We start from the raw sequence: 25028 nt of genomic DNA, 5'->3' as shown, positions 1-25028 counted from the left end.
ATTAATTCAATTTGCTAACCATTTGAACAACGGAGAAGGCATCATGGCCAAATCTTCCAAATCATCTGTGGAATTTGCCAAGCCCGGCGTCGTGAAAGGCTCGTCCAAGAATGGCGATCACGTCCCGCCCAAGATCATCTACGCCACGGCCTCGCCGCATTCGATCGGCGGCAGTTCGATGTTCGATGTCGGACAGTCGGTGACGGCGGAAACGGCGGCGGCCTTCACCTCCGAGGAGGGGTTGATGGGCCTCGCGGCGCAGCGCCTCAAATCGGCGGGGTTCGATATCCTCCAGATCACCGAGTCGACGATCAACATCGCGGGATCCGCCAAGACCTACGAGAAAGCCTTCGGCGCGCCCATCGAGGTCAAGACGCACCGCGTCATCAAGGAATTTGGCATCGAGGACGACGCGGATTTCCTCGATTGCCCCAACAGCGACCTTTTCGGGCTGATCTCCACCCGCGGGACCGAGTTCGAAGGATTGCTGGAAGGCGTCGCCCTTGAAGAGCCGCGCTATTTCATGGCCGCCAACCCGTTCGCGCCGACCAAGGAATACTGGCATCTCGACGTGCCGGCCGGCGTGTCGCTGGCCTGCAATGCCGACCGCGCACACCGCGCACAACTGACCGGGCGCGGGGTGACGGTGGCGATGGTCGATTCCGGCTGGTTCCGGCATCCGTTCTTCACCGAACGCGGCTACCGCGCGGATACTGCGATCCTGGGTCCGGGCGCGTCCAACCCGCAGGCCGACGAAAGCGGCCACGGCACCGGTGAAAGCGCCAACATCTTCGCGGTGGCACCCGATATCAGGCTGAAGCCGGTGAAGATCAACTTCGTGAACTCAGTGGGGGCGTTCAACGCGGCTGTCGGCCTTGGCCCGGACATCATCACCTGTTCGTGGGGCTCGTCGATCCGGAACGGCCCGCTATCGGCGGCCAACATCACGCTGGCCAACGCGATCGCCTCGGCCGTCGCGTCAGGGATCGTCGTGGTGTTTTCCGCGGGCAACGGGCATTGGGGTTTTCCCGGCCAGCATCCGGACGTGATCTCGGCAGGCGGCGTTTATCTGGATGAAAACAACAACTTGATGGCGTCCGATTACGCGTCGGGCTTTGCGTCCAACATCTATTCGGGCCGCAACGTGCCGGACCTGTCGGGCATCGTCGGGCTGCGCCCCGGGGCCAAGAACATCATGCTGCCGGTCGAGCCCGGCGACAGCATCGACGTCTCCAGCGCGGGCGGAAGCCATCCCAACAGGGACGAGACGGCGTCCGACGATGGCTGGGCGGCGTTTTCAGGGACATCCGCCGCGGCGCCGCAGCTGGCGGGGGCGGCGGCGTTGGTCAAACAGGCTTGCGATCGGCTGACGCCGGCGCAGATCCGGTCGATCCTGATGAATACCGCGCGCGACGTCACGGCGGGGACGAACCACCCCAATTTCGGGTTCAGCGCGGGCCCGGGGCCGGATCTTGCCACCGGGCACGGGCTGGTCGACGCGCATCGCGCGACGCTGCAGGCGCGGCTGCGCTGCCGGATCGTCACCCCGATCCAGCCGATCCAGCCGCGCGGCCCGATACGGCCGATTCAACCGCGCCAGCCCATCCAGCCGGTCCAGCCGCGCGGCCCGATCCAGCCCATACAGCCGATTTCCCCGGTGCGGCCCATCCAGCCGATCAACCCGATCCGGCCGGCCCCCCCCGTGGTCGGCACGCAGGACGAGGACGCGATGGCGGCAGAGGCGCAGATGACCGAGGCCCAACAGCAGGGAGCGGCGCTTGACGAGGACGAGCTCGACGCGCTGGAGGACATGGTGAAAAAGGGCCAGATCGACCCCGACGAGATCTGCGCCGGCCGCGCCGGCCCAAGGGCCGGCGCAAGCCCGCCGGTGTGCAAAGCGTACATCACGTACGCTGAAAAGGTACGCAAATCCCGCCCCGACAGAGGATCGCCCCCATGCGCATTCTGCTCGTCTCGATGCCCTTCGGTGCGCTCGACCGCCCGGCCCTGGGCCTCAGCCTTCTGAAGGCCGCGCTGATCCGCGACGGCCATCACTGCGAGATCGCCTACGCGTTCGAGCCGCTGGTCGAGATGATCGGCGCCGACACCTACCAGTGGCTGAGCGACGAGGTGCCCTATACCGCGTTTCCCGGCGACTGGTGCTTCACGCTGCCGCTATACGGCCGCGACCCGGACCGCGACTGGGGCTATGTCACCCGCATCCTGCGCGACGAGTGGCAGATGACCACCCGCGACATCCGCCGCATCGTCGCGGTGCGCGAAGCGACGCCGGCTTACCTCGACAGGCTGGAGGCGCGGCACGACTGGAACAGCTATGACATCATCGGCTTCACCTCGACCTTCGTGCAGAATATCGCCTCGCTCGCCATGGCGCAGCGGCTGAAGGCGCGGCACCCCCGGCCCCGCCTCGTCTTCGGCGGCGCGAACTGGGAAGGCGAGATGGGACAGGCGCTGTTCGAGACCTTCCCCTTCGTCGATCATGTCTGCCAGGGCGAGGCCGATGAAAGCTTTCCCGCGCTGGTCGCGGCGCTTGCCGCCGGCATGACGTCGCCGCGCATTCCCGGCGTGCTGTCGCGCGGCGCGTCCCCCATCAAGGCCCGGCCCGTGCAGGCCATGGACCGGCTGCCGCTGCCCGACTTCTCGGACTATTTCAGCATGCGCGACCGCATCGCCCCCGACCTGCCCGCCACCCTGCTGATGGAGACGTCACGCGGCTGCTGGTGGGGGGCCAAGCATCATTGCACCTTCTGCGGGCTCAACGGCGAGGGGATGGGGTTTCGCGTCAAATCCCCCGAGCGCGCCCTGGCCGAGTTCGCGCATGTCGGCGCCTATCCCGGCGAGATGGTCAGCGTCGTCGACAACATCCTCGACATGGGGTATTTCAAAACCGTCCTGCCAAAGCTTGCCAACCACCCGCTCGATCAGCCGATCTTCTACGAGACCAAGGCGAACCTGTCGCGCGCGCAGGTGCGCGGCCTGCGCGAAGCGGGGATCGCGACCATCCAGCCGGGGATCGAGAACCTGTCGGACCGGGTGCTGCGGCTGATGCGCAAGGGCACGACGGGCCTTCGCAACATCCAGCTTCTGAAATGGGCGCGCGAATACGGCGTCGGCGTCGAATGGAACATCCTCTACGGGTTCCCCGGCGAGACCGACGCGGATTACGACGACACGCTGGCGCTGTTGCCGAAGCTGGCGCATCTGCAGGCGCCGTCGGGCATGGGGCCGGTGCGGATCGACCGCTTCGCGCCCTATTACGAGACGCCCGAGGCGTTCGGGATCACCGGGCTGCGCCCGCTGGCGGTCTTCGATCACCTCTACCCGTTCGACGCCGCCACGCAAGCGCGGATCGCGTGCTATTTCGACGCCGAGCACGGCGCGAGCCTTGCGTCGCCGGAGCTGGTTGCAAGGCTGGGCGCCGCGATTGAGGGCTGGCGCGCGCGGCGGGGCGCGATCCTGCGGGTCGTCGATGACGGGCGCGCGCTGACGATCACCGACACGCGGCGCGGGCGCCGGCTGCGGCATGCGCTGCACGGTGCCGACCGGCTGATCTATCTGGCCTGCGACCGGGCGCAAAGTGCCGCCGGCATCGCCGAGGTGCTGGCGCGGCACGGGCGGGGCGAGATCGACGAGGCGCGCATCACCGCGCGGCTGGCCGATCTGATCGCTGCGGATCTGGCGATCGAAAGCGGCGGCACCTATCTGTCGCTTGGCGTGTTCGACCGCTTTCCCGCGGGCTGGGATGCAGGCGTACCCGCCCGCGTCACCGAGGAGGCCTGAGATGCGCGCCTTACCCGTCGCCGTTGCGCTGTGCCTGATGGCGGTGCTGGCCTTTGCCGGGTCGGACCGGTATGATTCCGAGCACAGCGTTAAGGAGCGTGCCATGACCACCGTTTCCGCCGCCATCCTGTTGTCGCCGGACGCCGATGGCGACGCCGTCGCGCGCCGGTTTGCAGCCCTCGGTCTCGAGGCGCAGAGGATCGGCGACGACACCATCCTGCTGACCGGCCCGCTGCAAACCTTCGAGAACGCGTTGGCCACGCCGCTGACGATGTCGGACGAGGGCGTCTCGGCCGGCGAGGGCGGCGCCACCGTGCCGCTGTCGCACCTGCCCGCCGAGCTGCGGCAGGGCGTCGCCGAGATCGGTTTCGAGACCCCGCCCGATTTCGGGCCGGGGAATTTCTGAGCGATGGCCCGCGCGCCGCTTCTGGCGGCCGGCGGCGCGCTGGTCCTCGACCGACTGATCGCCGCGGACTGGGTCGCGGCGCTGAAGCGCGAGGCGCGCGCGGCCCGGCAAGCGGCACGGGTACAGCAGAGGGATGCCCCCTGCCCCGGCGGCTGGCGCGCCGCGCTGCCGGCGCAGCGGCTGTCGAGCGCGCCCGGCGGTGCGATGCTCGACATGCTTTATGCCGCGCCGGACCTGGCCGAAAGGATCGGATCGCTGGTCGGGGCCGCAGCGCAGCCCACGGGCTCGCGCGGAAGCTACAGCTATTACGACCAGCCCGGCGATTTCCTTGGCCTGCACCGCGATATCGAGACCTGCGACGTGACGTTGATCGTCTGCCTCGAACGCTCGGGCGGGGCCGAGCCCGCGACCGGCGCGCTGCGGCTTTACCCGCGGGCCGCGCGGCGTCCGCTGGCCCAGATCGGCAGGGACGAGCCGGCGCGCGACATCGCGATGCGCCCCGGTCAGGCGGTGGTGCTTCTGGGCGGGACGATTCCGCACGAGGTGCTGCCCGCCGATGCCAGCTTCCGCCGCTCGATCGCGGTGCTGTGCTTTCGCGCGGAGGGGTCGGTCACGCCTCCCACCTGACGCGGCCACCGCAGAGCGTCAGCGCCGCGCGGGCCCCGTCTAGCGTGGCGGGGTTCATGCCTTCGAGATCGTGCGACATTACCGCGATATCGGCCATCATGCCGGGCCTCAGGATGCCCTTGCGGTGCGCGTTGAATTCCAGCCAGGCGTTGTCGGCGGTGTAGCTTTGAAGCGTCTCGATGAGGCCTTGGCTCTGGTCGCGCCAGCGCGGGCCGAGATCGACGGGGGCGACGGCGGCCTTGACGCTTGGCATGACCTCGACGCCGATCACCGGCCAGTCGGTGGAAAAGCACAGCCGCGGGGCATGCTGGCGCAGGTCGCGCCAGGCGAAGGCCAGCGGGATCTGTTCGGTGTGCAGCGGGTCCGACATGCCCCCCGCCGGGAAGATGCCCTCGAAGGGCGCGTGGCCGGGCTGCATCGAGGCCACCACGCCGAGCGTGCCGAAGCGCGGCAGGTCGTCGGGATGCAGCACCTCGATATGCTCAATCCGGTGGCGGGCGTCGCGCTTGCCGTTTGTGCGCTGCGCCGCCTCGTAGCCATCCAGCGTGCGGCGGATCGCCAGATCGCCGATCGCATGCGTGGCGATCTGGAACCCCATGGCGTCGGCGCGGATGCAGGCGGCGTTGAAATGATCGGGGTCGAACACCGCGTCGCCGAAATGATCGGTGCCGGGATAGGGCCGCAGCATCAGCGCGGTGCGGCTTTCGGTGACGCCGTTCATGAACATCTTGACCCGGTGGCACCAGAGCATGTCGGTATCGAACCGGCGCCGCATCTCGGCGGCCTCGTCGAAGCGGTCCAGGGAGTCGAAGCTCTTGTAATGAAAGGGCACCTCGGTGCGGCAGAGAAGCGTGCCCTCGGCCTCCATTTCCGACAGCAGTTCCAACTGGTAGAAATTGCCGTCCATGTTGTGCAGCCCGGTGATGCCGTGGCTGGCGCAGTGTTTCATGCCGCGCGCGATCGCCGCCTTGTCGCGGGCGCGTTCGGCCGGTGTCGCGGGCGGGTCGGGATCGGCGCCGGTGATCAGCCCCATCATGTCGCGCCCGGCATGGCGGGTCAGGCGCAGGACGGGGGCGTAGGCCGAGGGTTCGCGCAACTCACCCGTGGCGAGAACGTCTGCGCCCATGACGATCTTCGCGCCGGTATCCACCGTGCCGCCCTGCAGCACGCCCGCTGCGTCGAGCGCGCTGGTGTTGGCCCAGATCGTGTGGTGATCGGGGGCGAACATGGCGAAGGGGCGGTCGGTCAGCACCCGGTCGAGATCGTGCCGGGTGGTGTGCCGGCCCGCGCCGAGGATCGCGTAATCGGCCTGCACCGCGAAGACGACCCGGTCGTCGGGGCAGTCTGAGGCCCAGTCGCGGACATGTCTGGTCAGCACGTCCTCGCCGGTCACGCCGTAGAGGTCGAGATATCCCAGTTCCACCGAGCCGCCGAAAAGATGCACATGGCTGTCGATGAAGCCCGGCAGCACCGTGGCGCCACCCGCGTCGACCACCCGCGTGCCCGGACCGGCCAGCGCCCGGATCTCGAACGTGGTGCCGACCGCGGCGATCAGCCCGCCGGCGATCGCCAGCGCCTCGGCCCGCGGACGGTCGGCATCGAAAGTGACGAGGCGGCCGTTGAGGATCACTGTCTCGGGCGGCTGGATCATGCGGGCCTCATCTGCGGGGTCGGCAAGGGGTCCTCGCGGCCCGCGCGCAAGGCGGGGCCGCAAGCGGCGCGATCATTTCTGGATTTCGGTCCAGATCGCGCTGTAGATCGTCTGCACCTCGGGCGGGCAGGTTTTCGACAGGTACCCCGCATCGGCGAGTTCGTCGGGGATGATCACCTCGGGGGCCTTGACCATGACCTCGTCCATGTATGGCTCGGACCCGTCGATGCCGTTGGCGTAGCGCGCGAAGTTCGACAGCATCGCGGCGTTCTCGGGCTCCATGATGAAGTTGAGGAAGGCGCTGGCGTTCTCGACATTCTCGGCATCGGCGAGGATCGCGGCGTTGTCCATCCAGATCGGGAAGCCCTCCGGCGGGTAGCCGAACTCGATATCCTCGTTCTGCAGCCGCGAGCGCAGCGAGGCGCCGTTCCAGTTCACGCCGGCGGCGAGATCGCCCTTGGCGAATTTCCCGATATTGCCGTAGGCCATCGACAGCCAGTGCTCCTTGGCCTCGACCATCTTGTCGCGGACCTTTTCCAGCAGTTCCTTGTCGCCGGTGCATTGCTGCCGCCCATGTACTGGATCGCCATGCCCATGACGTCGTTCATCTCGGGCACCACGTTGATCTTGCCTTCAGCGACTCGGGCGGGTCGAAGATCACCGCGGCGGTGTGGATGTCGCCGTCATAGACCGCCGTGTCGACGGTCACGCCCACGGTGCCCCATTGCCACGGCACGGTATATTCGCGGCCCGGATCGAATTCCACATCCACCCAGCGGTCCGACATGTTCCCGAAATTCTCCATCTCGTTGGAGTTGGATTTCAGCAGCAGGCCCTCGCCGACGAAGATCGGGACATAGGTGCCCGAGGGCACCACGATGTCGAAGCCGTGCCTGCCGGCCTTGATCTTGGCCAGCGCGGTGTCGTTGCTGTCGTAGTCGGTGATCGTGACGTCGATGAAGGTCTCTGCCTCGAATTTCTCGATCATCTCGGGGCTGGTGTAGTTGCCCCAGTTGTAGATGTTGAGCTCGCCCTCGGCGAGCGCGGCGGTGCCGGCGACAGCCAGCACGGCGGTGGTGGCGCATAGATGTCTCATGGTGGATCCTCCTGTTGGGGTTGGTTTATTGTCGTTTTGCGGCTCAGCAGGAAAAAGCCCGTCACCAGAATGACGGACACCGCGAGAAGTGCGGTGGAAATCGCGTTGATCTCGGGGGTGATGACGCGGCGCAACTGCCCCAGCATGTAGGTGGGCAGGGTATCCTGCCCGGCGGACTTGACGAATTCGGTGATTACCACGTCATCCAGCGAAATGACGAAGGCCAGCATCGCGCCCGCGAGGATGCCGGGGAAAAGCTGCGGCAGTGTGATGCGCCGGAAGATCTGGAAGGGCGTGCCGTAGAGATCGGAGGCGGCCTGTTCGAGGCTGAGATCCATCCCCTGAAGCCGCGCGCGGATCGGCATGTAGGCGAAGGGCAGGCAGAACGCCGCATGCGCCACGATCAGGTAGCCAAGCCCGGTATCGCCGGTCCAGACCCTGATCATCGCGAAGAAGATCAGCAGCGCCACGGCGGTCACGATTTCCGGCACCAACAGCGGCTGGTTGATCAGCGCGAAGGCCAGCGTCTGGCCGCGCCACGGGGTCGTGAGGGTGGTGACCACTGCGGCCAGCACCACCGCGGTGGTCGCCAGCGCCGAGGCCGAGACGGCGACGACCAGCGAGCGCATGGTCGCCGCCTGCACCTTTTCATTGTCCCAGGCCGAGACGTACCAGCGCCACGAGACGCCTTCCCAGATGGCGATCGAGCTGCCGGCGTTGAACGAGTAGATCACCAGCAGGATGATCGGCAGGTAGAGCACTATGAAGCAAAAGATCGCCACCGTGGTGAAGCCGGGCTGCCGGCGGACGTCGAAGCCGTGCCTAGACATTGCGTTCCCCCTCGCGCCCGATGGCGCGCACGTAGAAGACCAGCGCCACCGACACCAGCAACAGCAGCGTCAGCGACAGCGCCGCCCTTAGCGGCCAGTTGCGCAATTGCCCGAATTGAAGCTCGATCAGGTTGCCGAGCATTAGCTGCTTGCCCCCGCCCAGCACCCTAGGGGTGACATAGGCCCCGAGGCACGGCACGAAGACGAGGATCGAGCCCGCGACCACGCCGGGCTTGACCAGCGGGAAGATCACCTTGCGCAGCACCTCTAGAGCGTGTCGCCGCGACAGCATCGCGCCCTCGGGGGATTCCAGCGTGGCGTGTTCGGGGCGCACCGCCATGGTCACCGACCCGCCCGCCGCCTGCATGTTTTGGGCTGCGCGGGCCTCGACCTCGGCCCCCGAGGCCAGCCGAACCCGCGCCGCATCGCCGGTGGTGTCCAGCAGATCGACGGGCAGGAAGTTGGTGTCGCCGATGAAATCCGCCACGACGCGTTCGGCGGGATGGATGTAGATGTCGCGCGGGCTGCCGATCTGGCGGATCTGGCCCGCGTTCATACCGCGACGCGGTCGGACATGGTCAGCGCCTCGTCCTGGTCATGGGTGACGAAGATGAAGGTGATCCCGGTCTCGTTCTGAAGGCGCTTGAGTTCGAGTTGCATGTCCTTGCGCAGCTTGAAGTCGAGCGCCGAGAGCGGCTCGTGCAACAGCAGCACCTTGGGGCGTGGCGCTGGCGCGCGCGCCAGTGCCACGCGCTGTTGCTGGCCGCCCGAGATCTGGTCGGTCTTGCGATCGGCCATCTCGGTCATGCGCACGAGGGTCAGCATCTCGTCGACGGTGTCGGTCACCTCGCGCTTGGGCTTGCGCAACATTTCCAGCCCGAAGGCGATGTTCTACGCGACCGTCATGTGCGGGAAAAGCGCGTAGGACTGGAACACGGTGTTGACGGGGCGTTCGTAAGGCGGACGGGTCAGAAGATCCTCGCCGTCGAGCGCGACCTTGCCGCGGCTGGGGTCGATGAAGCCGGCGATGACGCGCAGAAGCGTGGTCCTGCCGCAGCCCCGAGAAGGGTGAAGAACTCGTTGGAGCTGATCGTGACCGACACGTCGTCGCGGGCGGTGAACCCCTCGGGCCCGGTGCCGAATATCTTGGTGACGTTCTCGATCTCGATCATCTGCGCTGCGAACCTTTCCGGGTTTCTGGTTGACGGTCAGCAAAGATGGCGGGCCGGGGAATGTCAAGCCGCCCGCACGGGCGGTGCGGGGCAAAGGGATTCAGAAGCCGCTGGCGCCGGGCAGCCAGGTCGACAGGACCGGCACGAAGGTGATCAGCGCCAGCGCCGCGAGAAGTGCCACGAAGAAGGGCGGCATCTCGCGGATGAGGATCGTGGGCTTCAGCCGGACGGTCGAGGAGACGACGAAGATCAGGCTGCCCACGGGCGGCGTGGTCAGACCGAGCGTGAGGTTGACGATCACCACGATGGCGAAATGGTTGGGGTCGATGCCGAGCGCGAAACTGATCGGCGCGAGGATCGGCACGAGGATCATCACCCCCGGCAGCGGGTCCATGAAGAGGCCGAAGGCGAGCAGCAGCGCGTTGACGCAAAGCAGGAACATCAGCGGCGACAGGTCCCAGGCGATGATCGTCTGGGCCAGGTATTGCGGGATACTTTCGATGATCAGGATCCAGGCAAAGGCCCGTGCCGCCCCGAGGATCAGCAGCACCGCGCCCGAGGTCAGCGCCGCGCGCAGGATGATGTCGGGCAGGTCGCGCAGGTGCAGCGAGCGGTAGACGAACATGCCCACCAGAAGGGCGTAGAACACCGCGATCACCGACGCCTCGGTGGGCGTGAATACCCCGAAGCGGATGCCGCCGACGATCAGCAGCACCAGAAACAGCGCCGGCAGCGCGTAGACGGCGATGCGCACGATCTCGCGCAGCGGCGGCATCGGCGCGCCCGACGCGTAGCCGCGCAGGTGGCTGACGCGCGCATTCGCCACCAGCACCAGCGCGGTGATCACCAGCCCCGGCAGCACGCCCGCCATGAAGAGCGAGCCGACCGAGACGTTCTGGTCCTGCATGGCGTAGATGATCATGGTGATCGACGGCGGGATGATCGGCCCGACGACGGAACTGGCGATGGTCAGCGCACCGGCATAGGCGCGGTCGTAGCCGCCTTTTTCCATCATGCGGATCATCATCGTGCCGGGGCCCGCGGCATCGGCCAGTGCGCTGCCGGAAATGCCGGCGAACATCGCGGAACTGACGACATTGGCATGCCCGAGCCCGCCGCGCAGGTGTCCCACCAGCGATTGCGCGAGCCGCAGGATCGCCAGCGTCACCGCACCGCCGGTCATGATCTCGGCGGCGAGGATGAAGAACGGCACGGCCAGCAGCGGAAAGCTGTCGAGGCCCGCGAACATCTCCTTGACCACGACGATATGCGGATAGGTCGACCCGAAGCTGAGCGCGGCGAAGACCGCGATCGCCATGGCGAAGGCCACCGGCAGGCCGAGCGCCAGCAGCAGGAAAAGCGCCGGGAAGAGGATCTCAGCCATCGGGGGCATCCGTCCGGGCGGCGGGCGCGGCATCCTCAGGGTCAACCCCGCGATAGGTGCCCGCGGTGATGAAGTCCCGCGCGATGATCAGCAGGTGAACGATCAAGAGGCCAAAGCCCGCGGGCATCGCGGCGTAGACGTAAGAGAAGGGGATGCGCAGCGCGGGGCTGAGCTGGAACTGCATGCGCTGCGCGTATTGCAGCCCGACATGCACCATGAACCCGAAGAACACCAGCAACCCCGCGACCAGCGCCGCGCGCAGGATCCGCTGACCCATATCGGGCAGCGCGTCCTGCAGCCGGGTGATCGCCACGTGACCGCCCCGGCGTAGGATCAGCCCCGCCCCGGTGAAGGTCAGCCAGATCATCAGGTAGCGGGCGGCCTCGTCGGCCCAGGCGAAGGAATGCCCGGTCAGGTAGCGCGAGCCGATATTGGCGCCGACGACGAGCGTCATGGCCGACAGCATCGCGATCAGGGCCCAGGCGTTCAGGGCGACGAAGAGGCGTTCGAGACGGTTCACGGCAGCGCGCCCCCGGCAAGCGTGCCGGCGTCCCGTGGGGGGCGCCGGCGATCAGATGTCACTCGAACGTCACGATCGAGTCGACGAGGTCGCGACCGTAGGTGTCGTAATAATCGTCATAGGCCGACGAGATCGACTCCTGGAAGCGGGCCTTTTCCGCGTTCGACAGCGCGTTGACGGTCATGCCGCGCTCTTTCAGCGTCTCCACGCCGTTCGTCTCGACATCGTCGATATAGCCGCGCATCGCCGTCACGGCCTCGGCGGCGGCTTTTCCAAAGGCCGCCTTTTGGCTGTCGTCGAGCCCGTCCCAGAACGACCGCGACACCAGCAGCATCGCCGGGGAATAGACGTGGCCCGACAGCGTCAGGTAGTCCTGCACCTCGTCGAGCCTGACCGAGACGATCACCGAAAGCGGGTTTTCCTGCCCGTCGATCACGCCCTGCTGCAGCGCCGAGATCACCTCGGGCCAGGCCATCGGGGTGGGGGCCGCCCCCATGGCGTTGAACGCCTTGAGATGCACGGGGTTCTCCATCGTGCGGATCTTCAAACCCTCGACATCGGCCGGCGTCTCGATCGGGTTGCGGTTGTTGGTGATGTGGCGAAAGCCCTGCTCGCCCCAGGCCAGACCGTGCAGGCCGACATCGTGGAACTTCGCGAGGATCTCCTGCCCGATGGGCCCGTCGAGCACGGCGCGGGCGTGATCGAGATCGCGAAAGAGGAACGGGATGTCGAAGACGCCGGTGTCGGGAACGAAATTCGCCAGCGTGCCCGAGGACACGATGGTCGCCTCGACCGTGCCGATCTGGAGCCCCTCGATCACCTCGCGCTCGCCGCCGAGGCCCGAGGACGGGAAGTGGTTGAAGGTGAACTGATCGCCGGTCTCGGTCAGCACGACCTCTTCGAATTTCTGCGCGGCGACGCCGTAATGGCTGTCGGTGGCCAGCGCGTAGGCGATCTTGACCTCGGTCTGCGCGAGCGCCGGCAGGCCCAATGCCGCGAGGGACCCGGCAAAGGCCAGGCGGCTGAAACGAAACGTCATGGATATCCTCCCGTTGAGTGCCCGTCACTGTTACCCAAGCGGGTTTTGCGTGGCAAGCCCGGCCGGGGCGGCCCCGCGCGCGGGCTGCGCCGGGCCTGCGGACCCCCGGTCGCCACGGGGGCTGCCGCCTTATATCCGCGTCGCCGCAACCGGCGGCGTCAGCCGTCGCTTCAACAGCGACTCGCGCCAGCTGATGAAGCTGACCGCGCCCACGATGACCGTCCCGCCGAGGACCACGAAGATGTCGACCCCCTCTCCGAAGATCACCGCGCCGACGATCACCGCCCAGACGAGCTGCAGGAAGGTCACCGGCTGGGTGACCGCCAGCGGGGCGGCGCGGAAGGCCAGCGTCATGGTGTAATGCCCGCCCGTCGCAAGGCAGGCCACGCCGAAGAGAACCGCCAGTTCCCAAGGCGTCGGCGGCACCCAGACCGCCCAGGCCAGCGGCGCCAGCCCGACCGTGACGGTCAGCGACAGCATCGCCACCACCACGCCGGCGGTGACCCGGCCCGAGATCCGCTTGGCCAGCAGGTAAGAGCCGCCGAAGCACACGGCGGTGAACAGCATCGCGACATGCCCCGGGCCCAGTTCCCGGAAGCCCGGGCGCAGGATGATCACCGCGCCGCAGAGCGCCACGATCACCGCGATTACCCGCCGCGCCGCAAGCCGCTCGCCCAGGAACAGCGCGGCCCCGAGCGTGACATAGATCGGCGAGAGGTAGTTCATCGCCGTCACGTCGGCTATGGGGATGCGCGCCATCGCGTAGAACCACAGCGCCACGCCGGCCGTGTGGAAGGCCCCGCGCGCCGCGATCAGGCCCCATGTTCCGCGTTCGGGCCGGAACGCCCACATCGTGCGCAGCAGGGGCAGCACGAAGACCAGCCCCATCGCGTAACGCAGGAAGGCGGCCTGCGGCGCCGGCACCCGGGTGCCCAGATACTTGACCAATGCGGTGACCCCGACGAACAGGATCCCCGTCACCACCATCCAGAAAATGCCCCAGCCGGGATGGGCCGCCGGTTCGGCGTCGATGCCAGTTGCTGCGCTCATGCGGGCATTAGCACATGACGCGCGCGGGCTGTCGAGGCGGGCGGAGCACGGGACATATGTTATTCATGCATGGCGCTGTCCCGCCTGTCGCATGGCTCAGCCACGCAAAAGGCTGGCCGCGATGGCCCACATCACCAGCCCCACCCCAGCGTCGAGGACGCGCCAGCCGGTCGGGCTGCGGAACAGCGGCGCGGCCAGCCGCGCGCCGTAGCCGAGCGCGAAGAAGAACACGAAGCTGGCCGTCACCGCCCCCGCGCCGAAGGCCAGCCGATCGGGATATTGCGCCGAGACCGCGCCCAGCAGGACGACGGTGTCGAGATAGACATGCGGGTTGAGCCATGTCAGCGCGAGGCAGGTCAGCACCGCGCGGCGCAGGCTGCCCGCCCCGGTCCCGGCCTGCAACGCTGCCCCGCCGCGCCACGCGGCAAGAAAGGCGCGCGCGCCGTAGACCGCGAGGAAAGCGGCGCCGCCATAGCGCATGATCCGTTCGAGCCCCGGCACGGCCTCGGCCAACGCGCCGAACCCGGCGACGCCGACGCTGACCAGAACGGCATCCGACAGCGCGCATACCAGCACCACCGCCAGCAGATGCTCGCGCCGCAGCCCCTGCCGCAGCACGAACGCATTCTGCGCCCCGATAGCGAGGATCAACCCCAGCCCGAGCGCGAAGCCGGCGAATGCGGATTGCATAGCACATCTCCCTTCTGGTGCTGGTTACTGGATCGCATAGAGTCGGATGAGACCGACATTCGTATCCATCATTACCGGGGTGGATGCCAACTTTTACAAAGGGGTAGCATTACAAGCGAAGGAGTGACGGGGCAGGGTTAATGATTGGCATCCAACCTGTCCCAAACCGCGCGATTGTCATGCTTCAAGTATCCGTTCCGGATCACCTGTGCGGAGCAACTCGCTAGGGCGAAGTGGTGCTGGCGCAGTCGCGAGCACGCTGGTACCATATTCCAATGTGCGCGAAATGTTCATACTCCGAAGGTGATCTTAAAAGGTGCGAAACCACCGATGGTGACCGTTTGGAAACATTGGTCAGTTTCCTAGTGCAAACCAGAAGAGAGATCATCGCAGACAAGGCAAGTCTTGACCGGATGTTCATTGCAAAGGCGATCGTAGTTGCATCCGTTGTAGCGTCTGCGACGACGGATCTGCTCGACGCAATGATCGCAGTATCGCCGCTCCTCGTGATGATCTTGGATTTTGTGTACAAGAAACGCCTGAACGAGATTTTCGCGCGATGGAAGCATCTCAAAAATGCGGTGACCCCGCGGATAGAGACGCTTGCGCAGATCAGAGCAATTCCGGGCGTGTCGAAACCCGAGCTTTATTTCAAAGAACAAACCAACGTTTATTTCGAAGAAGATGTTATCGACCGCTGGGACGATATCCTGGCGGAAGAGCGCGCTTCGAAATCGAACTTCCTTATGTTCATGCTGTTCGCGTCGACATGGGGGTTCATGAACTTCATGAAAACTGATCTGGCGTGGGTATCCAGGTGCGATCTGGCCATAGGAACCATCATTTATTGCCTGATTATTGTCTTGATTTACGTCATTTATTTTCGATCATTAGAAAAATTTAAGGATACTTACTATCCTTTGCGCTTGGCGTTAGGATTGGGCGCCGGCGCGCTGTTAACTGTCCTCTACATTTGGGACTTCATCGGCCCGGACCTACTGAATTCCCCATGCTAGGACCACTCACCGCGCGAACTTTTTGTGCTTCACCCGCTTGGGCTCCAGCGCGTCGGCGCCGAGGCGGCGTTTCTTGTCTTCCTCGTAATCCGAGAATGCGCCCTCGAACCATTCGACATGCGCCTCGCCCTCGAAGGCGAGGATATGCGTGCAGATCCGGTCGAGGAAGAAACGGTCGTGCGAAATGACCACCGCGCAGCCGGCGAAATCGACCAGCGCGTCCTCGAGCGCGCGCAGCGTCTCGACGTCGAGATCGTTGGTCGGCTCGTCGAGCAGAAGGACGTTGCCGCCCTCTTTCAGCAGCCGCGCCATGTGCACGCGGTTGCGCTCGCCCCCCGACAGAAGCGAGACCTTCTTCTGCTGGTCGCCGCCCTTGAAGTTGAAGGACGAACAATAGGCGCGGGCGTTCACCTCGGCATCGCCCAGCTTGATGATGTCCTTGCCGTCGGCGATCGCCTCCCAGACATTCTCGTCGGGTTTGAGATCGTCGCGCGACTGGTCGACATAGGACATCTGCACGGTGTCGCCGTATTCGATGGTGCCTTCGTCGGGGTCCTCGTGGCCGGTCAGCATCTTGAACAGCGTCGACTTGCCGGCGCCGTTGGGGCCGATCACCCCGACGATGCCGCCGGGCGGCAGCGCAAAGCTGAGATCCTCGATCAGCAGCACGTCGCCCATGTGCTTTTTCAGCCCCTCGACCTCGATCACCTTCGACCCCAGACGCGGGCCGTTGGGGATGACGATCTGGGCGCGCGACAGCTTCTCGCGCTCGGACTGGTTGGCAAGCTCGTTATAGGCGTTGATCCGGGCCTTCTGCTTGGCCTGCCGCGCCTTCTGCCCCTGCCGCATCCATTCAAGCTCTCGTTGCAGGGTCTTCTGCTTGGACTTGTCTTCCTTCGCCTCGCGCTCCAGCCGCTTGGCCTTCTGTTCCAGCCAGCTGGAATAGTTGCCCTCGTAGGGGATGCCGCGCCCGCGGTCGAGTTCAAGGATCCAGCCGGTGATGTTGTCGAGGAAATAGCGATCGTGGGTGACGATCAGGATCGTGCCCTTGTAGTCGATGAGATGCTGCTGCAGCCACGCGATGGTCTCGGCGTCGAGATGGTTGGTCGGCTCGTCCAGCAGCAGCATGTCGGGGGCCTCGAGCAGCAGCTTGCAGAGCGCGACGCGGCGTTTCTCACCGCCCGACAGCTTGGTCACGTCGGCATCGTCGGGCGGGCAGCGCAGCGCCTCGAGCGCGACGTCGATCTGGCTGTCGAGATCCCACAGGTTGTTGCTGTCGATCTCGTCCTGCAGCGCCGCCATCTCGTCGGCGGTCTCGTCGGAATAGTTCATCGCCAGTTCGTTGAACCGCTCCAGCTTGGCCTGCTTCTGCGCCACGCCAAGCATCACGTTGTCGCGCACGCTGAGGCTTTCATCAAGCTGCGGTTCCTGCGGCAGGTAGCCGACGCGCGCGCCCTCGGCGCGCCACGCCTCGCCGGTGAAGTCGGTGTCGAGACCGGCCATGATCCGCATCAGCGTGGACTTGCCCGAGCCGTTCACGCCCACCACGCCGATCTTGACGCCGGGCAGGAAGTTCAGGTGTATGTCCTCGAAGCACTTCTTGCCGCCCGGATAGGTCTTGGAGACCCCCTGCATGTGATAGACATATTGATAGGCTGCCATGGCGCGTCTTTCTTTCCCGATGAAATCCCGATCATCAGGCATGTAACCGTCCCGCGGGACTATTTCAAACGGGCAATCGCGCTTTCGCCGTCGGGTGCGAAGACCCGGGCTCGGGGCGGGGATGCAAGCCTGCCTCAGCGCCCCTCGAACCGCGGCGTTCGTTTTTCGAGGAACGCCACGACGCCTTCCTTGAAATCGCGGCTTTCCCCGCATTCGCCCTGCAGCTGCGCCTCGAGGTCGAGCTGGTCGTCGAGCGTGTTGGTCCAGCTGGCGCGGATCGCCTGTTTGGCGGCGCGGTAGGTCTGCGTCGGCCCCTTGGCAAGCTGTGCGGCGCGCGCCTGCCAATGCGCCTCGAACCCCTCGTCGCTGACCGCCTCCCAGATCATGCCCCAGTCGCTGGCCTGCCGGGCGCTGATCGGCTCGGCGAAGAGTGCTGCGCCCATAGCCTTGGCCATGCCCATCTGGCGCGGCAGCATCCATGTGCCGCCGGCATCGGGGATCAGGCCGATCCGCGCGAAGGCCTGCAGGAAATAGGCGCTTTCGGTGGCGATCACCACGTCGGCGGCCAGCGCGAGGTTGGCGCCCGCCCCCGCCGCGGCGCCGTTGACGGCACTGACCGTCGGCACCGGGCAGTCGATGATCGACCGCAGCATCGGCACGTATTCCTCGCGCAGGACGCGTTCCAGATCGAGCGTCGCGGCATCGCCGCCATCGCCGAGATCCTGACCCGAACAGAACGCGCCACCCTGCCCTGTCAGCACCACCACCCGCGTCTCGCGGCCCGCGCAGGTCACGGCATCGATGATTTCGGCGCGCATCTGGCTGTTGAGCGCATTGCGCCGCTCGGGCCGGTTGAGGCAGACAAGCCCGACCTCGTCGACGAGGTCGAGGGTGATGGTGTCATACTCGGTCACCGGCGCAGCCTCCTGTTGGGTGTCGCGTCATGGCGCCCGCACGCCTGCCTTCAGTCCTTCAGGATGGCGCGCAGGCGGTCCTGCTCGGCCTCGCTCAGCCGGGTGACCGCGTCCTCGGGGGTTCGCGACCGGCCCCGCAGGTACAGCCCCGCCATCAGCAGACCGGCCCCCAGCATGATCGGCCCGGCCAGCCACAAAAGCATGTTGGACCCGCCGGTGCGCGGCTTCAGCAGCACGTATTCGCCGTAGCGATCGGTGATGAAATCGACCACCTCGGCATCGCTGTCGCCGGCCACCAGACGCTCGCGCACCAGCAGGCGCATGTCGCTGGCGAGATCGGCGTTGGATTCGTCGATGCTCTCGTTGCGGCAGACAAGGCAGCGCAGACCCTCGGAGATCTCGCGCGCGCGCTCTTCCAGCGCGGGATCGTCGAGCATCTCGTCGGGCTGGACCGCGAAAACCGGCCCGGCCAGAAGGCACAGGATCACGGCAAGGCGCTTCATTCGGCCGGCACCCCCTGCGCGTCGGGGGCCTGCGGCGACTTGCGCGCCCCGGCGGCGACGCGGTAGCGCCGGTCGCTCAGCGAGACGAGCCCGCCAAGCGCCATCAGGATGGTCCCGCCCCAGATCCAGTTCGCCAGCGGCTTGTAATAGCTGCGCACCGCCCAGCCGCCGCCATCCTGCGGGTCGCCGATCACCACGTAGATGTCGCGCAGGACACCGTTGTCGAGCGCCGCCTCGGTGGTGGGCATCTGCGCCACGGGATAGTTGCGCTTTTCGGGCTGCATGGTGCCGATCACGGTCCCGTCCTGGCTGAGGGTGAAATCGGCCACCGTGGCCATGTAGTTCGGTCCCTCTTCGCGGCGCACATCGTCAAGCCGCAATGTGTAGCCCGCGATGTCCAGACTTTCGCCGGTCTGCAACACGCGGATATCCTCGGCCTCCCATGCGGTCATCGCGGCGATCCCGGCGATGGTGACGCCCAGACCGCCATGCGCCAGCGCCTTGCCCCAGTCGGCGCGCGGCAGACGGGCCAGACGGGCGATGCGGCCCGATCCGCGCCCGGTGCGCGACCACAGATCGACCAGCGCGCCGCCGATCAGCCACGCGCCGAGGAACAGCCCCACCGGACCGACCGCCGAGCGCCCGGTCTGGATCGCCCAGCCCAGCGCGCCGACGGCCACCGCGAGCACGAAGACCGGCGCCAGCTTGCGCAGCACGGGCGCGATCTTGGCGCGCTTCCACGGCATCATCGCGCCGATGGGCAGGGCCAGGCCCAGCAGCACCATGAACGGCGTGAAGGCGGCATCGAAGAACGGCGCGCCGACGGTCAGCTTGCGGTCAAAGACCATCTCGGCCACCAGCGGCCAGATCGTGCCGATGAAGACCACGAAACACGACACCGCCAGCAGGATGTTGTTGAGCACCAGCGCCGATTCGCGGCTGACCGTACCAAACACGCCGCGCGCCTGCATGACGGGCGCCCGCACTGCGAAAAGCGTCAGCGCGCCGATCATGAACACCGCAAGGATGCCCAGCAGGAACACCCCGCGTTCGGGATCGGTCGCGAAGGCGTGCACGCTGGTCAGCACGCCTGACCGGGTGATGAATGCGCCGACCATCGAGAACCCGAAGGCGATGATCGCCAGCAGGATGGTCCAGCTTTTGAGGGATTCGCGTTTTTCCACGACGATGGCGGAATGCAGCAGCGCCGCGGCGATCAGCCAGGGCATGAAGCTGGCATTCTCCACCGGATCCCAGAACCAGAACCCGCCCCAGCCCAGCTCGTAATAGGCCCACCAGGATCCAAGGCCGATGCCGACGGTCAGGAACATCCACGCCGCCAGCGTGTAGGGCCGCACCCAACGGCCCCAGGCTGCGTCGACGCGGCCCTCGATCAACGCCGCCACGGCAAACGAGAACGTCATCGAAAGCCCGACATAGCCGAGATAGAGAAACGGCGGGTGAAAGGCGAGGCCGGGATCCTGCAGCAGCGGGTTCAGATCCTGCCCGTCGAAGGGCGGCTGCGCCATGCGCAGGAACGGGTTCGAGGTGAAGAGGATGAAGGCGAAGAACGCCACCCCGATCATCGCCTGCACGCTCAGCACCCGGGCGCGCAGCGACGGCGGCAGGTTCGCGCCGAACCATGCCACCGCCCCGCCAAAGAGCGTGACGATCAGCACCCAGAGCAGCATGGAGCCCTCATGATTGCCCCAAACGCCGGTGATCTTGTACAGAAGCGGCTTGTCGGTATGGCTGTTGAGCGTCACCAGCCGCAGCGAGAAATCCGAGGTCACGAAGGCCCATGTCAGCGCCAGGAACGCGACCGCGGTCAGCAGGAATTGCAGCGTCGCCGCCGGTTCCGCCACCGCCATCCAGCCGGGCCATCGTTTGTAGGCGCCGACAAGCGGGATGATCGCCTGCGCCGCGGCGGTCAGGAAGGCAAGGATGAGGGCGAAGTGACCGAGCTCTGTAACCATGTCCGAGACATAGCGCAGGTCCCCGCCCGCGCCAATACCAAACGACGCGGGCGACGGGTCATCGCGGCCTCACGAAAGGGTCACGATGTCGCGGTTGTCCGCCGCCAGTCGCGCAGCGCGGGATTGTCGTCCGGCCGGGTCGCGGCCAGTGTCAGCCCGGCATCGGTGTCGGTCGCGGCGGCGCCGGGGCTGTCGGCGCGCAGGGCGCGCAGTTTCGCCACGCCCTCCATCACCTGCGGCACCCTCGACAGCGTCGTCGCGATGGAGCGCTGGAACTCCTGCCCCTTCACCTGGTAACGCGCGCCGAAATAGAAGCTGACGATCGCCCCCAGAAGCCACCACAGCGGCTCTGGCACCAGCGCCAGCCCCGCCATGCGCTCGCCGAACCACAGCGGGTCGATCATCGCGGCCACGAACAGTCCCAGCGTCCCAAGCGCCATCGCCGGGCGCGGGACCCGGTTGAGCCCGTCGATGAACCGGTCGAACCAGCCGCGATTCGTCTGCCCGAACTCGGTGGACATCTGCTCTAGGGCGGCGCGCTGCGCCTCGACCCCGCGCTGGTCGGCGGCCTCGGCATTGACACGAAAGACCTCGGCCGTCTCGCGGATCACGTTGGTGCCGCCGCCGAACAGCGCGCGCAGAATGTCGCCTACCATGTCGAGACCCTCTCGTTGAACGCCTGCTGGTCCAGGTGGTACCTTCGCGAGATGAATTCCTCGGCGCGCCGGATCCAGCCGCCCTTGCCGCCCGCGCGGCTGCGGGCGAACTTGCGGCTGGCGGGCCGCGCATCGGCCAGTGCGAAATAGTAGTTGCGCCGCGCGATTCCGTAGGCGTCGGCGATATGATCGGGCCCCTTGGCAGCCGCGCGCGCCGCGGCCGCCGCGGTCTGCGGCCCGATCACGCCATCGACGCCCACGTTTTCGCCCATGTCGCGCAAGAGCCGCTGCAGGATCTTCACCGCGTTGGCGCCGGCATTCACGTACATGTCGAAGACGCTCGGGCGCAGCATGTCGGGCAGCCGTGCGATGCCGGGGCGGTCGTGGTAATGCTCGATGAAGATGCGTACTGCATCCGCGCGGCTCAGCGCGCGGACATCGTCCACGTCGACATCGCCGTCGCGATCGACATCCAGCCCCAGCCGGCGCATCGTGTGAATGGTCACGCCATGATTCGTCGCGCCGCCGGGATCGTCGGGGTCATCGACGAACCCGCCCTCACGCGCCACGATCTCTTCCGCGATCTGCCTGACATCCCGCATCTTTCGTCCCGCCATGCCGTTGAGCCATGCGGGCAGACTGGGCGGATTGCGGTTAACGAACTCCTGCCACGGCGTGCGGGGCCACTTGCGCGTCACTCGCGATGGTCACGACTTCCTGTTGGGTGGACTGGCCGGGGATCCCGACGGCGCAGCCCTAGCTGCCGCCCGATCCCTGGAAGACGCCCTGTTCCTTCAGCGCGTCGGCCACTTCCTTGGGCATGTAGGTCTCGTCATGCTTGGCGAGGATCTCTGTCGCCTCGAATACGCCGTCGCGGTAGCGGCCGGTGCCGACCATGCCCTGGTTTTCCTCGAAAAGGTCGGGCAGCACGCCGCGATAGGTCACCGCCACCACGGCGCCGCCATCGGTCACGTTGAAGCGGATCACCTCGCCCTGGCCGCGCTTCAGGCTGCCTTCCTCGACCAGCCCGCCGATGCGGAACACCTCCGAGGGCTTCGGCGGTTCGGCCACGACCTGGCTGGGGGAGCGGAAGAAGTTGATCCCGTCGCGCATGCCGTAACCGACCAGCGCGGTGGCGAGGACCAGCGCCACAGCGGCGATCGCCACCACCTGCACGCGCCGGGACTTCTTCAGGGATCTCATGGGACGCGCTCTTCTCTGTGGTAAAGATGTTTCTCTACGGAAAGACAGGGGCCAGCATCAGCCCCGTCACCTCCGGTAAAGATAACATCAGGTTGGCGTTTTGCAACGCCTGACCGCTGCTGCCCTTGGTCAGATTGTCGAGCGCCGCGACGACGATCGCGCGCCCCGCGCGGCGGTCGGCGACCACGCCGAGATGGCAGAAATTGCTGCCCCGGACATGCCGCGTGCTGGGCGCCTCGCCGAAGGGCAGGACCTCGATGAACGGTTCGTCCGCATAGGCGTCGGCCAGCGTGGCATGCACCGCGCCCGCGTCGCCGTGCACATAGCCGGTGGCGAGGATTCCGCGATTGGCGGGCACCAGGTGCGGGGTGAACTGGATCTCGACCGGGCGCCCGGCAAGCCGCGTGAATTCCTGGTCGAACTCGCCCAGGTGCCGGTGCGTGCCGCCGAGCGCGTAGCCGTGAAAGCCCTCGGACAACTCGGCATGGAGCAGGTTTTCCTTCAGGCTGCGCCCGGCGCCCGAGACGCCGCATTTCAGGTCGAGGATGATCTCGTCGAGGTCGATCACCCCCGCGGCGATCAGCGGCCGCAGCAGGTACTGCCCGGTGGCCGCGTTGCAGCCCGTGCCGGCCACCAGCCGCGCGGCGTGGATCTCCTCGCGGTAGAACTCGGTCAGGCCGTACACCGCCTCGGCCTGCAACTCGGGCGCGGCATGAGCATTGCCGTACCATTTCTCGTAATCAGCGGGATCGCGCAGCCGGAAATCCGCCGACAGGTCCACGATCTTCAGATCGCGCGGCAGGTTTGCTATCACCTGCTGGCTGGTCTTGTGCGGCAGCGCGCAAAAGCACAGGTCGATGCCCGAAAAATCCACCTTGTCGACGGTCACCAGGTCGGGCAGGTCGAGGTGGCGCAGATGCGGAAACACCTGCGCCATGCGCTGCCCGGCCTTGGCATTGGCCGACAGCGCCGCGATCTCCAGATCGGGATGCGTGGCGCTCAGGCGGATCAGCTCTGCCCCGGTATAGCCCGATGCGCCCAGAATGGCGATTTTATGGGTCATGACGCCCCCTCGTGAACCGATCACGCCCCGTCTAGGGGGTTCCGGGGGGCAATGCAACGCGGCCGCGCCTCACACACCCTGAAAGCGGATCTCGCGGCGCAGGAACTGCGTGGCACGGGTCGAGACGCGCGCCGGATCGCCGGTGGTCAGGAACGTCGCCTCGCCGTCGGCGCCGCGCATCCCCGGATGGCGCGTCAGGTAATCGGCAAGGCTGTCGGCCACGAGACGCGGCTGCGAATAGACCGCGACATCCGGCCCGAGCGCGTCGCGGAACACGTCCTCCAGCAGCGGGTAATGCGTGCAGCCCAGCACGGCGGCCTGCGGATGCGGCATCTTGCGCTTCAGCGCGTCAACATGCGACCGCACCAGCGCCTCGGCGAGGATCATGTCGCCTTCCTCGATGGCGTCCACGACCCCGCCGCAGGCCTGCGCCTCGACATCGACACCGATGGCGCGAAAGGCCAGCTCGCGCTGGAAGGCGCGGCTGGCGACGGTGGCCGGGGTGGCGAACAGCGCGACGTTCTTCACCGCCACCTCTCTGGGGGGCGAGTTGTCGCCCCATTGCCGTTCGGTCAACGCCTCGATCAGCGGCACGAACACCCCCAGAACGCGCTTGTCCGCGGGCACCCATCCCTCCTGCATGCGGCGCAGCGCGGCGGCCGAGGCGGTGTTGCAGGCCAGGATCACCAGGTCGCAGCCCGCCTCGAACAGCCGCGCGACCGAGGCCGTGGTCAGATCGTGGATGTCACCCGCGTCGCGCACGCCGTAGGGCGCATGCGCATTGTCGCCCAGGTAGACCAGCGCCAGGTCCGGCAGCCGCGCGTGCACCGCGTCCCGGACCGTCAGCCCGCCCAGCCCGCTGTCGAAGATCCCTACCGCCATGTCGCGCGTCCCGTGCTCGGGGTCAGTCGTATTCGAACCCGATCTCGCCTGCCGCGACCGGGCTTGGCGACAATTCATAGGTCTTCGCGCGCAGGAACGCCATCAGCGATTTCGTGTCTCCGGCATGCTGCGCGAGATGCGCGCGCGGGATCGGATCGCCCACCACCACGCGCACGGAGGTGTCCACGCGCTTGCGGAATTCCTGCATCAGCAGCCCCATGCGCAGGGTGTAATGCAGGTGGCTGGCCAGCTGGAACAGGCGGCTGGTATGGCCGTCGAAATAGACCGGCACCACGGTCGCCTCGCTCTTGGCGATCATCCGGGCGGTGAAGCCGCGCCAGCCGGGATCGAGCGGGCGCGAGAACGGCTTGGCCGAGGTGCTGACCGTGCCGCCGGGAAAGACGCCGATCGCCCCGCCCTGCCCGAGGTAGTCCAGCGAGGCCTTGCGGGTGCCGAGGTTCAGCGCCAGCGCCTCCTTGGTGCCCTCGAAGCTGATCGGCAGGATCACCCGTTCGAGGTCCGCGGCCTTGCGGAACACCTGATGCGCGAGGATGCGGAAATCGCCGCGCGTCCGGCTGAGGATGTGGCCCATCATCAGCCCGTCGAGGATGCCGTAGGGATGGTTGGCGATCAGCACCAGCGGCCCCTCGCGCGGGATATTGTCCAGCGACCCCGCCACGATGTCGAGGCTCAGCCCGTAGCGCTCGACGATCACCTGCCAGAAGTCACGCCCCATGGCGACGTCGCGCTCGTACCCCGCGGCGCGCTTGATCAGTGCGACGCGCCCGGTCAGGTTTTCCATGGTACGGATCATCGCCCGCCCGCCCCGCGTCTGGGCGGAATGGGCATAGGAAAGATCGCGGGCGATATGGCGTTGGTGGTGCATC

At 66.7% G+C, this 25028-nt stretch carries 23 protein-coding genes and 3 pseudogenes; 5 read left to right on the top strand and 21 right to left on the bottom strand.

Annotated features, from left to right (window positions below; genetic code table 11):
- Positions 1 to 43 precede the first annotated feature (43 nt).
- The 4 genes from V8324_RS04145 to V8324_RS04130 are packed head-to-tail and all read left to right on the top strand — an operon-like array spanning position 44 to position 4834.
- On the top strand, positions 44 to 2026 hold the full coding sequence (locus V8324_RS04145) for a S8 family serine peptidase (RefSeq protein ID WP_336418654.1): 1983 nt from the start codon (positions 44 to 46) through the stop codon (positions 2024 to 2026).
- Positions 1957 to 3801: a RiPP maturation radical SAM C-methyltransferase gene (locus V8324_RS04140; RefSeq protein ID WP_336418653.1), complete on the top strand. Its 1845-nt coding sequence runs from the start codon at positions 1957 to 1959 to the stop codon at positions 3799 to 3801. The genes V8324_RS04145 and V8324_RS04140 overlap by 70 nt, the downstream gene beginning before the upstream one ends.
- Position 3802: 1 nt before the next feature.
- Positions 3803 to 4207: a hypothetical protein gene (locus V8324_RS04135; RefSeq protein WP_336418652.1), complete on the top strand. Its 405-nt coding sequence runs from the start codon at positions 3803 to 3805 to the stop codon at positions 4205 to 4207.
- Positions 4208 to 4210: 3 nt separating this feature from the next.
- Positions 4211 to 4834 (top strand): hypothetical protein, encoded by a 624-nt coding sequence (locus V8324_RS04130; RefSeq protein WP_336418651.1) that lies wholly within the window; start codon positions 4211 to 4213, stop codon positions 4832 to 4834.
- Here the strand turns inward: V8324_RS04130 and V8324_RS04125 are convergent.
- The 11 genes and pseudogenes from V8324_RS04125 to V8324_RS04080 form a co-directional block, all read right to left on the bottom strand.
- Entirely contained in the window at positions 4818 to 6485 is a 1668-nt protein-coding gene (locus V8324_RS04125) for an amidohydrolase (RefSeq protein ID WP_336418650.1), read from the bottom strand. The two genes, V8324_RS04130 and V8324_RS04125, sit on opposite strands and share 17 nt — an antisense overlap.
- Positions 6486 to 6557: 72 nt before the next feature.
- Positions 6558 to 7581 (bottom strand): annotated as a pseudogene (locus V8324_RS04120) (ABC transporter substrate-binding protein).
- Positions 7578 to 8411 carry an ABC transporter permease gene (locus tag V8324_RS04115; protein WP_336418649.1) on the bottom strand — a complete coding sequence of 278 codons (834 nt, stop codon included), beginning with the start codon at positions 8409 to 8411 and terminating at the stop codon, positions 7578 to 7580. Before V8324_RS04115 ends, V8324_RS04120 begins: the two are co-directional and overlap by 4 nt.
- Positions 8404 to 8679: pseudogene (locus V8324_RS04110) on the bottom strand (ABC transporter permease); the annotation flags it as partial. The gene V8324_RS04115 and the pseudogene V8324_RS04110, both read right to left, overlap by 8 nt.
- Positions 8680 to 8963: 284 nt before the next feature.
- Positions 8964 to 9428: pseudogene (locus V8324_RS22340) on the bottom strand (ABC transporter ATP-binding protein).
- Entirely contained in the window at positions 9380 to 9583 is a 204-nt protein-coding gene (locus V8324_RS22335; protein WP_442970466.1) for a hypothetical protein, read from the bottom strand. The pseudogene V8324_RS22340 and the gene V8324_RS22335 overlap by 49 nt, the downstream one beginning before the upstream one ends.
- 100 nt (positions 9584 to 9683) lie before the next feature.
- On the bottom strand, positions 9684 to 10967 hold the full coding sequence (locus tag V8324_RS04100) for a TRAP transporter large permease (protein WP_336418648.1): 1284 nt from the start codon (positions 10965 to 10967) through the stop codon (positions 9684 to 9686).
- Complete coding sequence (locus tag V8324_RS04095) at positions 10960 to 11487, bottom strand: TRAP transporter small permease (protein ID WP_336418647.1); 528 nt, start codon at positions 11485 to 11487, stop codon at positions 10960 to 10962. Before V8324_RS04095 ends, V8324_RS04100 begins: the two co-directional genes overlap by 8 nt.
- A gap of 58 nt (positions 11488 to 11545) precedes the next feature.
- The gene (locus tag V8324_RS04090) at positions 11546 to 12526 is read right to left on the bottom strand and encodes a TRAP transporter substrate-binding protein (protein ID WP_336418646.1); all 981 of its coding nucleotides are present in this window, start codon (positions 12524 to 12526) and stop codon (positions 11546 to 11548) included.
- 129 nt (positions 12527 to 12655) lie between these two features.
- Positions 12656 to 13576, bottom strand: coding sequence for a DMT family transporter (locus V8324_RS04085; protein ID WP_336418645.1), 921 nt, complete (start codon positions 13574 to 13576; stop codon positions 12656 to 12658).
- 96 nt (positions 13577 to 13672) lie between these two features.
- Positions 13673 to 14266, bottom strand: a complete 594-nt coding sequence (locus tag V8324_RS04080; protein WP_336418644.1) for a LysE/ArgO family amino acid transporter — start codon at positions 14264 to 14266, stop codon at positions 13673 to 13675.
- A 236-nt stretch (positions 14267 to 14502) separates the two neighbouring features.
- On the opposite strand from V8324_RS04080, the gene V8324_RS04075 reads away from it, so the two are divergent.
- Entirely contained in the window at positions 14503 to 15282 is a 780-nt protein-coding gene (locus V8324_RS04075; RefSeq protein WP_336418643.1) for a hypothetical protein, read from the top strand.
- A 6-nt stretch (positions 15283 to 15288) separates the two neighbouring features.
- On the opposite strand, the gene ettA is transcribed toward V8324_RS04075, so the two are convergent.
- From ettA to V8324_RS04025, 10 genes are all read right to left on the bottom strand, one after another.
- Positions 15289 to 16944: an energy-dependent translational throttle protein EttA gene (gene ettA / locus V8324_RS04070; protein ID WP_336418642.1), complete on the bottom strand. Its 1656-nt coding sequence runs from the start codon at positions 16942 to 16944 to the stop codon at positions 15289 to 15291.
- A 134-nt stretch (positions 16945 to 17078) separates the two neighbouring features.
- Positions 17079 to 17858, bottom strand: coding sequence for an enoyl-CoA hydratase-related protein (locus tag V8324_RS04065; protein ID WP_336418641.1), 780 nt, complete (start codon positions 17856 to 17858; stop codon positions 17079 to 17081).
- Between the two features lie 50 nt (positions 17859 to 17908).
- Positions 17909 to 18361 carry a cytochrome c-type biogenesis protein gene (locus V8324_RS04060; RefSeq protein WP_336418640.1) on the bottom strand — a complete coding sequence of 151 codons (453 nt, stop codon included), beginning with the start codon at positions 18359 to 18361 and terminating at the stop codon, positions 17909 to 17911.
- Positions 18358 to 20337, bottom strand: coding sequence for a heme lyase CcmF/NrfE family subunit (locus tag V8324_RS04055; RefSeq protein WP_336418639.1), 1980 nt, complete (start codon positions 20335 to 20337; stop codon positions 18358 to 18360). The genes V8324_RS04060 and V8324_RS04055 overlap by 4 nt, the downstream gene beginning before the upstream one ends.
- Before the next feature lie 80 nt (positions 20338 to 20417).
- Positions 20418 to 20993, bottom strand: a complete 576-nt coding sequence (locus V8324_RS04050) for a holin family protein (protein WP_336418638.1) — start codon at positions 20991 to 20993, stop codon at positions 20418 to 20420.
- The gene (locus tag V8324_RS04045) at positions 20987 to 21595 is read right to left on the bottom strand and encodes a holin-associated N-acetylmuramidase (RefSeq protein WP_336418671.1); all 609 of its coding nucleotides are present in this window, start codon (positions 21593 to 21595) and stop codon (positions 20987 to 20989) included. The genes V8324_RS04050 and V8324_RS04045 overlap by 7 nt, the downstream gene beginning before the upstream one ends.
- A 154-nt stretch (positions 21596 to 21749) precedes the next feature.
- Entirely contained in the window at positions 21750 to 22196 is a 447-nt protein-coding gene (ccmE, locus tag V8324_RS04040) for a cytochrome c maturation protein CcmE (RefSeq protein WP_336418637.1), read from the bottom strand.
- Between the two features lie 34 nt (positions 22197 to 22230).
- Positions 22231 to 23259, bottom strand: coding sequence for an N-acetyl-gamma-glutamyl-phosphate reductase (gene argC / locus V8324_RS04035; RefSeq protein ID WP_336418636.1), 1029 nt, complete (start codon positions 23257 to 23259; stop codon positions 22231 to 22233).
- A gap of 69 nt (positions 23260 to 23328) precedes the next feature.
- Positions 23329 to 24141, bottom strand: coding sequence for a glutamate racemase (locus V8324_RS04030; protein WP_336418635.1), 813 nt, complete (start codon positions 24139 to 24141; stop codon positions 23329 to 23331).
- Positions 24142 to 24163: 22 nt separating this feature from the next.
- The gene (locus V8324_RS04025) at positions 24164 to 25027 is read right to left on the bottom strand and encodes a lysophospholipid acyltransferase family protein (RefSeq protein ID WP_336418634.1); all 864 of its coding nucleotides are present in this window, start codon (positions 25025 to 25027) and stop codon (positions 24164 to 24166) included.
- Position 25028 lies beyond the last annotated feature (1 nt).

The organism is Roseovarius sp. D22-M7 (assembly GCF_037083785.1).
In the GTDB taxonomy this organism is placed as follows: Bacteria; Pseudomonadota; Alphaproteobacteria; order Rhodobacterales; family Rhodobacteraceae; genus Roseovarius.
Note: the sequence above shows the minus strand (reverse complement) of the source record. Positions and strands in the feature narration are given on the sequence as shown.

Bases quoted from the DNA above. Each gene is read 5' to 3' on its own strand.
- V8324_RS04135 (WP_336418652.1), top strand. From the start codon at position 3,803: ATGCGCGCCTTACCCGTCGCCGTTGCGCTGTGCCTGATGGCGGTGCTG.
- V8324_RS04030 (WP_336418635.1), bottom strand. From the start codon at position 24,141: ATGGCGGTAGGGATCTTCGACAGCGGGCTGGGCGGGCTGACGGTCCGG.
- V8324_RS04145 (WP_336418654.1), top strand. From the start codon at position 44: ATGGCCAAATCTTCCAAATCATCTGTGGAATTTGCCAAGCCCGGCGTC.
- ettA (WP_336418642.1), bottom strand. From the start codon at position 16,944: ATGGCAGCCTATCAATATGTCTATCACATGCAGGGGGTCTCCAAGACC.
- V8324_RS04080 (WP_336418644.1), bottom strand. From the start codon at position 14,266: ATGCAATCCGCATTCGCCGGCTTCGCGCTCGGGCTGGGGTTGATCCTC.
- V8324_RS04115 (WP_336418649.1), bottom strand. From the start codon at position 8,411: ATGTCTAGGCACGGCTTCGACGTCCGCCGGCAGCCCGGCTTCACCACG.
- V8324_RS04100 (WP_336418648.1), bottom strand. From the start codon at position 10,967: ATGGCTGAGATCCTCTTCCCGGCGCTTTTCCTGCTGCTGGCGCTCGGC.
- V8324_RS22335 (WP_442970466.1), bottom strand. From the start codon at position 9,583: ATGATCGAGATCGAGAACGTCACCAAGATATTCGGCACCGGGCCCGAG.
- V8324_RS04085 (WP_336418645.1), bottom strand. From the start codon at position 13,576: ATGAGCGCAGCAACTGGCATCGACGCCGAACCGGCGGCCCATCCCGGC.
- V8324_RS04060 (WP_336418640.1), bottom strand. From the start codon at position 18,361: ATGAAGCGCCTTGCCGTGATCCTGTGCCTTCTGGCCGGGCCGGTTTTC.
- V8324_RS04045 (WP_336418671.1), bottom strand. From the start codon at position 21,595: ATGCGGGATGTCAGGCAGATCGCGGAAGAGATCGTGGCGCGTGAGGGC.
- V8324_RS04050 (WP_336418638.1), bottom strand. From the start codon at position 20,993: ATGGTAGGCGACATTCTGCGCGCGCTGTTCGGCGGCGGCACCAACGTG.
- V8324_RS04125 (WP_336418650.1), bottom strand. From the start codon at position 6,485: ATGATCCAGCCGCCCGAGACAGTGATCCTCAACGGCCGCCTCGTCACT.
- argC (WP_336418636.1), bottom strand. From the start codon at position 23,259: ATGACCCATAAAATCGCCATTCTGGGCGCATCGGGCTATACCGGGGCA.
- V8324_RS04090 (WP_336418646.1), bottom strand. From the start codon at position 12,526: ATGACGTTTCGTTTCAGCCGCCTGGCCTTTGCCGGGTCCCTCGCGGCA.
- ccmE (WP_336418637.1), bottom strand. From the start codon at position 22,196: ATGAGATCCCTGAAGAAGTCCCGGCGCGTGCAGGTGGTGGCGATCGCC.
- V8324_RS04025 (WP_336418634.1), bottom strand. From the start codon at position 25,027: ATGCACCACCAACGCCATATCGCCCGCGATCTTTCCTATGCCCATTCC.
- V8324_RS04140 (WP_336418653.1), top strand. From the start codon at position 1,957: ATGCGCATTCTGCTCGTCTCGATGCCCTTCGGTGCGCTCGACCGCCCG.
- V8324_RS04130 (WP_336418651.1), top strand. From the start codon at position 4,211: ATGGCCCGCGCGCCGCTTCTGGCGGCCGGCGGCGCGCTGGTCCTCGAC.
- V8324_RS04055 (WP_336418639.1), bottom strand. From the start codon at position 20,337: ATGGTTACAGAGCTCGGTCACTTCGCCCTCATCCTTGCCTTCCTGACC.